Source organism: Candidatus Desulfatibia sp., from assembly GCF_036446775.1.
In the GTDB taxonomy this organism is placed as follows: Bacteria; Desulfobacterota; Desulfobacteria; order Desulfobacterales; family UBA11574; genus Desulfatibia_A.
Window position 1 is genome coordinate 1 of record NZ_JAZFTO010000149.1, and the last position, 8,814, is coordinate 8,814.

General features: G+C 43.9%; 8 protein-coding genes. 6 read left to right on the top strand and 2 right to left on the bottom strand.

The features are described 5' to 3' along the window. The 6 genes from lpxC to coaD all read left to right on the top strand — a co-directional run. The coding region (gene lpxC / locus V3S16_RS07435) for a UDP-3-O-acyl-N-acetylglucosamine deacetylase (protein WP_413884041.1) at nucleotides 1-916 on the top strand (916 nt) is incomplete at its 5' end. An 88-nt stretch (nucleotides 917-1,004) separates the two neighbouring features. Next, a complete protein-coding gene (locus V3S16_RS07440; protein ID WP_413884042.1) occupies nucleotides 1,005-1,574 on the top strand; it encodes a DUF4390 domain-containing protein in 570 nt (189 codons plus the stop codon). Between the two features lie 44 nt (nucleotides 1,575-1,618). Beyond that, complete coding sequence (locus V3S16_RS07445) at nucleotides 1,619-3,856, top strand: ATP-binding protein (protein WP_413884043.1); 2,238 nt, start codon at nucleotides 1,619-1,621, stop codon at nucleotides 3,854-3,856. Between the two features lie 21 nt (nucleotides 3,857-3,877). Further along, nucleotides 3,878-5,233, top strand: a complete 1,356-nt coding sequence (locus tag V3S16_RS07450; RefSeq protein ID WP_413884044.1) for a sigma-54-dependent transcriptional regulator — start codon at nucleotides 3,878-3,880, stop codon at nucleotides 5,231-5,233. 219 nt (nucleotides 5,234-5,452) lie between these two features. Then, nucleotides 5,453-6,013, top strand: coding sequence for a 16S rRNA (guanine(966)-N(2))-methyltransferase RsmD (rsmD, locus tag V3S16_RS07455; RefSeq protein WP_413884045.1), 561 nt, complete (start codon nucleotides 5,453-5,455; stop codon nucleotides 6,011-6,013). Nucleotides 6,014-6,272: 259 nt separating this feature from the next. Continuing rightward, nucleotides 6,273-6,770, top strand: a complete 498-nt coding sequence (gene coaD, locus V3S16_RS07460; RefSeq protein ID WP_413884046.1) for a pantetheine-phosphate adenylyltransferase — start codon at nucleotides 6,273-6,275, stop codon at nucleotides 6,768-6,770. 503 nt (nucleotides 6,771-7,273) lie between these two features. Here coaD and V3S16_RS07465 read toward each other — a convergent pair. Both V3S16_RS07465 and V3S16_RS07470 read right to left on the bottom strand, forming a co-directional pair. Next, nucleotides 7,274-7,858, bottom strand: a complete 585-nt coding sequence (locus V3S16_RS07465) for a YqaA family protein (RefSeq protein ID WP_413884047.1) — start codon at nucleotides 7,856-7,858, stop codon at nucleotides 7,274-7,276. Beyond that, complete coding sequence (locus tag V3S16_RS07470) at nucleotides 7,859-8,503, bottom strand: protein-L-isoaspartate(D-aspartate) O-methyltransferase (protein ID WP_413884048.1); 645 nt, start codon at nucleotides 8,501-8,503, stop codon at nucleotides 7,859-7,861. Between the last annotated feature and the right edge of the window lie 311 nt (nucleotides 8,504-8,814).

Genomic DNA, 8,814 nt, shown 5'->3' on the forward strand with positions numbered 1-8,814 from the left:
TGAGATAAAGATGCATCTTAAACAAAGAACCATTGCCAAGGCGGTCAGTTGCTCGGGTGTAGGAATTCATTCGGGGAAAAAGGCTAACTTGACTATTAATCCTGCCCCCAGCAATCATGGTATCAAATTCATCCGAACAGATCTCCCGGACTGCCCCAGCATATCGGCCCATTTCAATATGGTGGTGGATACCAGCCTGGCAACCGTCATCGGAATTGATGGCTTTATTGTTTCAACCATTGAACATCTCATGGCCTGCCTGGCGGGTCTTTCCATCGACAATGCCCTGGTTGAACTCGATACCTATGAGATGCCGATAATGGATGGTAGTGCCGGCCCTTTTACGGAGTTGATCAGGGCGGCAGGTATCAAGGACCAAGCCGCTCCCAGATTTTGTTTCGTGATCAAAGAGCCCATTGAGGTAAAAAAGGACGGAAAGTTTGTTGGCATCTATCCGTGCTCGACTTATAAAATAACCTGTACCATCGAGTATGATCATGACCTGATTAAGCGGCAAACCTGTTCCGTGGATCTAACGGACCGGGTTTTTGAACGTGAGATATGCAGGGCCAGAACATTCGGCTTTCTACATGAGTACGAATATTTGAAACAACACGGTCTGGCCCAGGGTGTTTCCTTGGACAATGTTGTCGCTCTCGATAGTCATAAGGTTCTTAACGATGGTGGTTTGCGTTATCAGGACGAATTTGTACGCCATAAAATTCTTGACTGTATCGGCGATTTTTCCCTTCTCGGTATGCCTATTTTAGGCCATATAGTGGCGAAAAAATCAGGCCATGCCTTCCACCATGCCTTTCTTAAAGAATTCTTTGCCCAAAAAGGGTCGTGGGAGACTGTTACTCTTCCAGATGTACAAGATTTATCCCCCTTGCAATCAAAACCACTTGCCATTTAGTAAGGTATCCGCTAATAATCAGATTGATTAACCTTTGGAACTACAGGAAAAATTTTCATTTCTGATATAATGCCGGCATGGCTTGCCTATGAAACCTTCTCTGAAAAGAAAAGTTTGTGCCCTAATCCTTGCCATATTCCTTGTGATGCAGAATTTGGCATATGCTCAGGGTGCCATACTGAAAGATATTATCGTCACCAACACGCGTGACGACCTGCTGGTTTATCTGACGGTTGAAGGCGCTTTCAGAGAAAAAATGAAAAAAGCGATTTTAAGCGGTGTGCCGACTACCTTTTCGTTTTTTATCTCCCTTTATCAAGAGCGTAATCTATGGTTTGACAAGGAAGTCGCTGATATAAAAATAACCCATACACTAAAATATAATAACCTCAAAAAGGAATTTGTTGTAAAACGGTCCTGGGAAAATGGTGATCCTTTGGTTACGCAATCATTTGACGAAGCCCGGAAGTTGATGACTGAAATTGACAGCTTAAAGATTGTGCCGCTAAGGATGCTGGAAAAAGGCAGGCATTATCAAATAAGAGCTAAAGCAGAACTTAGCAAACTGACCCTTCCTTTTTATCTGCATTATGTACTCTTCTTTGTTTCTCTGTGGGATTTTGAGACCGATTTATATACGATAGATTTCATCTACTAAATAAAATTGAAGGCGTATTTATAAATTTTGCATTTCCTGCGATTATGATGAGCAATGACAAGTTAAAAAAAACAGAATCCTACCTGTCAGGAGAGGATCGCAACAGGCGCAAACGTGAAGGTATCATGATTGTCGTCATTGTTTTCGTGATAGCTCTTTTGACCTTCGCTGAAAGCAGGATAATCTATTTTGGAACCGACATTCCCATCTCCAACACGATATTGATGTTCATATTGATCAACATCAATTTGCTGCTTTTGATCTTATTGATATTCCTGGTTTTTAGAAATTTAGTCAAACTTCTTTATGATCGCAAGCGCAAGGTAATGGGAGCAAAACTCCGTACAAAACTTGTGGTGGCCTTTATAGCGCTTTCTTTGGTTCCCACGATTGTACTATTCTTTTTTTCAATCAATTTTATCACAACCAGCATTGAGTTTTGGTTCAATGTTCCGGTTGAACAGGCCCTTGAAAATTCTCTGCTTGTCGGCCGAAGCGTATATTTGCAGAGCGAAGAGAGCAATCAGTTTTTTCTCGAAAGAATCGCCTATCAGATTAAAGCCAAGAAGCTGCTGGGATCAAAAAAGAGAAAAGCGCTATCCAACTATATTCAGATTGTACAGCGTGAGTTTAATTTTGATGCGGTTGAAGTTTATGCAGCCAATGCAACGCGTCTTACATTAGCCTTGACTCCGAGTTTGGAAGCTAAACCCTTTAAAGTTGTCTCCACTAATAATCTTCAAAAAGAGACGGCAAAAAAAAATGTCAAAACGATTACGGAAAGTATCCCTGCCGGCGAGCTTATCAGGACTATCGCAGCAGTGCCGTTTGGAGCAAATCGAGCCAAGGCCGAGGGGTATGTGGTCATAAACACCCTGATTGGCCCGGAACTTTCCCAAAAGATGGCATCTATTTCCAGAGGTTTTGAAGAATACCAGCAGATAAAACTTCTAAAAAAACCGATTCAGATCACTTATTATATAACACTTTCAATTGTAGCGCTTTTGGTTGTCTTTTGTGCCATATGGTTCGGTTTTAACCTGGCAAAAACGATTACCATCCCGATCATGGAGCTTGCTGAAGGAACCCGGCGGGTTGCAGAGGGCGACTTGAGCTTCAGTATAGAGCAAGTGGCGGACGATGAGATCGGCAGTCTGGTAGATTCATTTAATACCATGACCAAGGACTTGCGGGTCGGCCGGGAGCAGCTTGAACTTTCAGCCCGCATGCTGCGTCAACAGAACATTGAAATAGAAGAAAGACGACAGTACATGGAAATTGTCTTGAAAGATGTCTCCGCTGGTGTTGTAACCCTTGACGCCGACGGAATTATCACTACGATGAACAAGTCAGCCGAAAGAATGTTGAACCTAAGCTCAGAGAAAATCATTAATAATGATTACAAAAAGCTTTTAAGCGCGCCGCACCTGGAGCTTGCCAAAGAGATTATGGAAAATCTGGCACTTTCCCGGGATGACGCCGTAAATATGCCGTTGAAACTGGCTATAAGCGGCAGCCCTTTAAGCTTTATGATGCATGTTAATGCTCTCAAAGATGACACCGGTCAGCACATGGGGATCGTTATTGTGTTTGACGATCTGACGGAGCTGGAAAAGGCCCAGCGCATGGCTGCCTGGCGTGAGGTTGCCCGCAGAATTGCCCATGAAGTAAAAAATCCATTGACCCCCATAACACTTTCGGCACAACGTTTGAATCGAAAATACTCCAAGCAGCTCAACCAGCCGGTGTTTGATGAGTGCACCCGGACAATTATGGACCATGTGGAGCTGATTAGAAATCTTGTCGACGAATTTTCAACGTTTGCAAGATTCCCCACAGCAAACCCTAAACCCTGCGATTTGCCTCCCATCATTGAAGAGACCTTGGCTCTTTACAAAGAAGGAAGTCAGAATATTGACTTTGAGTTCACCATTAAAGACGATATCCCGCAACTTAACCTTGATAGGCAGCAAATCAAGCGGGTGATGATCAATCTTGTGGACAACGCCATCAGCGCCATTAAAGAAAAAGGCTGCATATCTGTATCCATAGCCAATGATTCTATTTTAAAGATCGTAAGAATAGAAGTTGCCGATGACGGGGCCGGCATTTCTGCTGAAGACAAGACCCGTCTCTTTGAACCCTATTTTTCGACCAAAAAGAGCGGTATGGGCTTGGGGCTTACCATTGTGAGCACAATTATCGCTGATCATAACGGTTTGATACGCGTTCAGGATAACCAGCCCCGAGGCGCTAAGTTTGTTATCGAATTGCCGCTGTAAATGTGAAAAGGGATTAAGCCTATGTTTCCTTCAGTTTTGATTGTAGACGACGAGCCTTCCATATTGAAATCGTTAAGCGGCCTTCTTTTCGACGAAGGCTTTGAAGTCCAAACGGCAACGAATGGATACGAGGCGCTGAAGATCATCGATGCAGAATCCCCTGATCTTGTGCTGCTTGACATATGGATGCCGGGTATTGACGGCATTGAAACGCTAAAAGAGATCAAGAATAATAACCCTTACATCCAGGTCATTATCATATCCGGGCACGGAACGATAGAAACCGCCGTGAAAGCCACAAAGTTAGGCGCATTCGACTTAATCGAGAAACCGCTCTCAATCGACAAGGTCATCGTGGCGATCAACAATGCACTAAATTTCAGACGGCTGGAAGAAGAAAACAGATATCTGCGCAAAAAGACACTCGAAAAACATACCATAACCGGAAACAGTCCGCCGGTTGCAACACTGAAAAAACAGATCGCTGTTGCCGCCCCGACCGATGCGTGGGTACTCATTACCGGAGAGAATGGAACCGGAAAAGAACTGGTCGCCCGTACTATACATCAGCTAAGCTCACGTGCAGACCAACCCATGATTGATGTTAACTGTGCTGCGATTCCCGAGGAACTTATAGAGAGTGAACTGTTCGGTCATGAAAAAGGGGCCATCGCCGGCGCGTCCGTCAAAAAAGTCGGGAAGTTCGAATTAGCCAACAAAGGGACTATATTTCTGGATGAAATCGGGGATATGAGCCTGAAAACTCAGGCTAAGATCCTGCGGGTCCTACAGGAACAGCAGTTTCAGCGGGTCGGCGGCAGCAGAATATTGAGTGTGGATGTCAGGGTGATTGCTTCCAGCAATAAAGATCTTAAAGATGAGATCGAGAAGGGGAGCTTCAGGGAAGATATTTACTACCGGCTGAATGTAATTCCTATTGATGTCCCGCCGCTTAGGAATCGTTTGGAAGATGTCCCCATGCTGGTTGAAACCTTTCTGCAAGAATGTGCCATCAAGGATCGAGGTAAAAGCAAAACAATGGCTCCGGAAGCAGTTGATTTGTTATGCGGTTATGCCTGGCCGGGAAATGTCAGGGAACTTAAGAATCTTATAGAACGCCTGGCTATTATGGTGGACAAAGATATCATTGATGAATCTGACATTCCAACTCCTTATAACCCCGCTTGTGTGGAAGAGACAGGCTCAATTGAATCACAGCTCTTATTAATTCAACACTTTAAAGACGCCCAAAAGGCTTTTGAAAGAGAATTTATTCAAAGAAAGCTTAGGCAATATAATAACGATATTGCCAAAACAGCCGCAGCCGTCGGGATAGAAAAAAACTATCTGAATCAGCTGTTGAAAACTTACTCCTAGGTTGAGCGGTTCAATGTTCAAGATTCAATGTTCAAAGGTTCTAGGTTCACCGTTCTGGGTTCAGAGGTTAATAAAAGCAGGATTTACCTTACAACCCCGAACGTTGAACGCTGAACGGGGAACGGTCAGGGTTCAAAGGTTAAGAAAAGGCAGGATACGCCTTACAACCCTGAACGGTGAACTCTGAACCTGTGAACGGTTACCTTTTATTTTACAAATATGGGCTTGAGAATTATCAGCGGCAGTTTAAGAGGTAAAAAACTGCAGGCAGTACGCGGTAGGCAAGTTAGGCCGACCGCTGACCGCTTGAGAGAATCAATTTTCAACATCCTTTCATCGCGTGTTAATGAAGCCATTGTGCTGGATCTGTTTGCAGGAACCGGAGCCTTTGGTATTGAAGCGATCAGCCGAGGGGCTGAATATGCAGTGTTTTTAGATAATAGCCCGGGGGCGCTAGCTGTTATAGCACGCAATATCGAAGCGTGCGCCTATAACCAGCTGACGAAAGTTATTAAATGGGATATCAGCAAGAATTTAAACTGTATAAAATCGTCCAGCCCGCCTTTTAATCTGGTTTTTATAGACCCGCCTTATAACCGCAATATTATCAAACCGGCTTTGCGTAACCTTTATCGCAGCAACTCACTGGCGAAAAAGGCCTGCGTTGTGATCGAGCACGCTGCTGCTGAACCGATACCGGCAAATCTTGAAGCGTTTGAAATTGACCACCAGAGAAAATATGGAAAAACCCTTGTATCATTTTTAAATTATGTGGTATGAAACATTTTTTTTATTAAGGTGTATTTTAGCTTGAACGCATAACCGAAGTATGCCAAAGAATTCGTAAATGTTCAGCCACTAAGACACAAAGTCACTAAGAAATAATAGGTTTGAATTTGCCCCCTTATTTGCCTGCCGGCAGGGCAGAAGGAAAATAATATAACCATATAATCTTTGTGCCTTGGTGCCTTTGTGGCAAGCTAAAAGAGTGGCAGCAAAAAATGCAAATAAAATAAACTTAAAAGGGGAATGCTGATCAATGCAAAAAATCGCCATATATCCGGGAACCTTCGATCCTGTTACCAACGGTCATGTAGATATTGCCAAAAGAGGGCTTAAAATCTTTGACAAGATTATCGTAGCTATATTGAACAACCCGATAAAAGAATGTTTCTTTACTGTAGAGGAACGGGTAGAGATGCTGGAAGGAAGCTTTGAAGAGTTTCCGAATATTGAAGTGGATACTTTTGATGGACTTTTAGTCGATTATGCCGCCAAACGTAAATCGCGGGCCATACTGCGTGGAATGCGTGCTGTATCGGATTTTGAATATGAGTTTCAGCTGGCGTTGATGAACCGCAGGCTTAACCGTGATGTTCAGACCGTTTTTCTTATGACCGGCCTTCGATGGATATTTACAAGTTCATCAATCATAAAGGAGGCGGCCACTTTCGGCGGTGACATCAAAGATATGGTGCCGCCGGTGGTCAACGAGAAATTAATGCAAAGGCGCCAGTCCAGACCTCGTAAGTTATAGCGTATTAGTCCCTTAGTTGTAAAATTTGTGTATTTTGTGGCAAAACTTTTTCGTATCCATTCATGGAGTAATTGAGCTAGTGGAAATTCCAAATAACAAATCCCAAAAAATTTACCCTGTTAAATAATGCTTCGCATTAAATCTACGATTTATTTAACAGGGCAGGCAAATTACAATTCAGCCGTCGTAGCCAAAAGGCTACTATCCGGCCTTCGTAGCCTTACTACGGCGGAGTAGGCTGGCGAAGTCGGCTGACCGAAATTCAAAAATCCCTCCGGGGCGTAGGCCCGATGCCCCTACGGGCCGGAGGCCAAACCTTATAATCGTGAAGAAGGCCAAACGAATTGAAAAAGATATTTTCATCAATACTGGAAAAATTAAAATAGTTTAGTTCTTTAGTATTTGGAGCTTGTAGTTTGGAATTTATTTGAAATTTGATGCTTGTGATTTGTTATTTCTCTCCGAGGCGTAGGCTCTACGAGCCGGAGGCCGGTTTATCCGGGTTAGGGTAATAGATATTTGATAGCAACAAACCCCAAAACAAGCAGCACCGTGAATGCAACCGCAAGAATATTAAAATATTTCTCGATAAAACCCTGAATCCTGGCCCCGAAAATATATATAAGCCCTCCCACAATAAAAAAGCGGGCCGAGCGAGATACCAGGGATGTCAGTACAAAAACCGAGAAATTTATTTTAAATACCCCGGCCGCAATCGTAAAGACCTTGTAGGGGATCGGAGTAAATCCCGCGATACCAACCGCCCAGGCGTCGTATTTATTGTAAAGAGCTCCAATGTATTCAACCTTGGCCCCCAAGCCATAAAAGTTGACTATGGGGCGGCCGATTGACGCCATAAACTGCCATCCGATCAGATATCCGAAGCATCCTCCCAGGACGGAGCCCGCCGAACATATCAGGGCATATTTCAGTGATTTTTTGGGGACAGCGACGGCCAGCGCTATTAGCAGGACGTCAGGGGGTATTGGGAAAAAAGAGGATTCACTAAAGGCGAGCAGAAATAAAGCCCACTTTCCGTAAGGTGTTTCCGCCCAATAGAGTACCCAATCATAAAGGCGACGAAGCATTTACTGCTCTCTCCAGCCATATTCACCCACAAGTTTGACAAAGCGGCAACCGCCCAAATTGGTTTTGTGAGTACCACGTTCATTTTTGTAAAGTTTAATCAGTTCCTGAGAATACTGATTTCCAACGGGAATCACCATTCGTCCTCCCACAGCAAGTTGGTTGACTAGAAATTTGGGGATTTCAGGGGCACCGGCGGTAACGATAATACCGTCAAAAGAACCCTCGTCTTCCCACCCCAGGGTACCGTCGGAATATTTGGTTACAATATTGTGATACTTAAGTTTATCGAAAAGCTTGCGGGTCTGCACAAATAATGGATAAATTCTTTCTACGGTATAAACACGAAACACGATTTCCGCTAAAACGGCAGCCTGATATCCTGATCCTGTTCCGATTTCAAGTACGCGATCATCCTCACCAGGCTGCAAAGCCTGCGTCATCTCAGCGACGATATAAGGTTGTGAAATAGTTTGCTGTTCTCCAATAGGCAGCGGAAAATCTCCATAGGCCTGATCCCTAAGGGCCTCACTTATAAAAAGATGTCTCGGAACTTTACGAAGCGCCGCAAGAACCTTAGAATCCGTGACACCGCGGGCCTCAATCTGATTTTTCACCATTTCATGGCGCTGTCTTTCATATTTCATTGTGTTTTTGAAGACAATATACAGATCTCGTAAATAATGATAGATGATGCGGTGATTTTTTGGACAAAACATTCCATCTCTAATCAAAAAGTTGGGTTCAAAGGTTCAACGTTCAAAGGTTCAGAGGTTGGTCTCTCATTTAATTACCTCTATGAATTCAATGATATAGGGAATAAGCGTGAAGCGCTTAACCTCTCCGAGGCGTAGGATCGTGCCTCTACGAGCCGGAGGCCTGAACCCTGAACCCTGAACCTCCTAACCCAGACCGACCGGATGTCCAATTATTTTGCAATCCCGCAGTATATAAAGGT

Excerpts from the sequence above, each read along its gene's own strand:
- V3S16_RS07440 (WP_413884042.1), top strand. The coding sequence starts at position 1,005 with ATGAAACCTTCTCTGAAAAGAAAAGTTTGTGCCCTAATCCTTGCCATA.
- V3S16_RS07445 (WP_413884043.1), top strand. The coding sequence starts at position 1,619 with ATGATGAGCAATGACAAGTTAAAAAAAACAGAATCCTACCTGTCAGGA.
- V3S16_RS07450 (WP_413884044.1), top strand. The coding sequence starts at position 3,878 with ATGTTTCCTTCAGTTTTGATTGTAGACGACGAGCCTTCCATATTGAAA.
- rsmD (WP_413884045.1), top strand. The coding sequence starts at position 5,453 with ATGGGCTTGAGAATTATCAGCGGCAGTTTAAGAGGTAAAAAACTGCAG.
- coaD (WP_413884046.1), top strand. The coding sequence starts at position 6,273 with ATGCAAAAAATCGCCATATATCCGGGAACCTTCGATCCTGTTACCAAC.
- V3S16_RS07465 (WP_413884047.1), bottom strand. The coding sequence starts at position 7,858 with ATGCTTCGTCGCCTTTATGATTGGGTACTCTATTGGGCGGAAACACCT.
- V3S16_RS07470 (WP_413884048.1), bottom strand. The coding sequence starts at position 8,503 with ATGAAATATGAAAGACAGCGCCATGAAATGGTGAAAAATCAGATTGAG.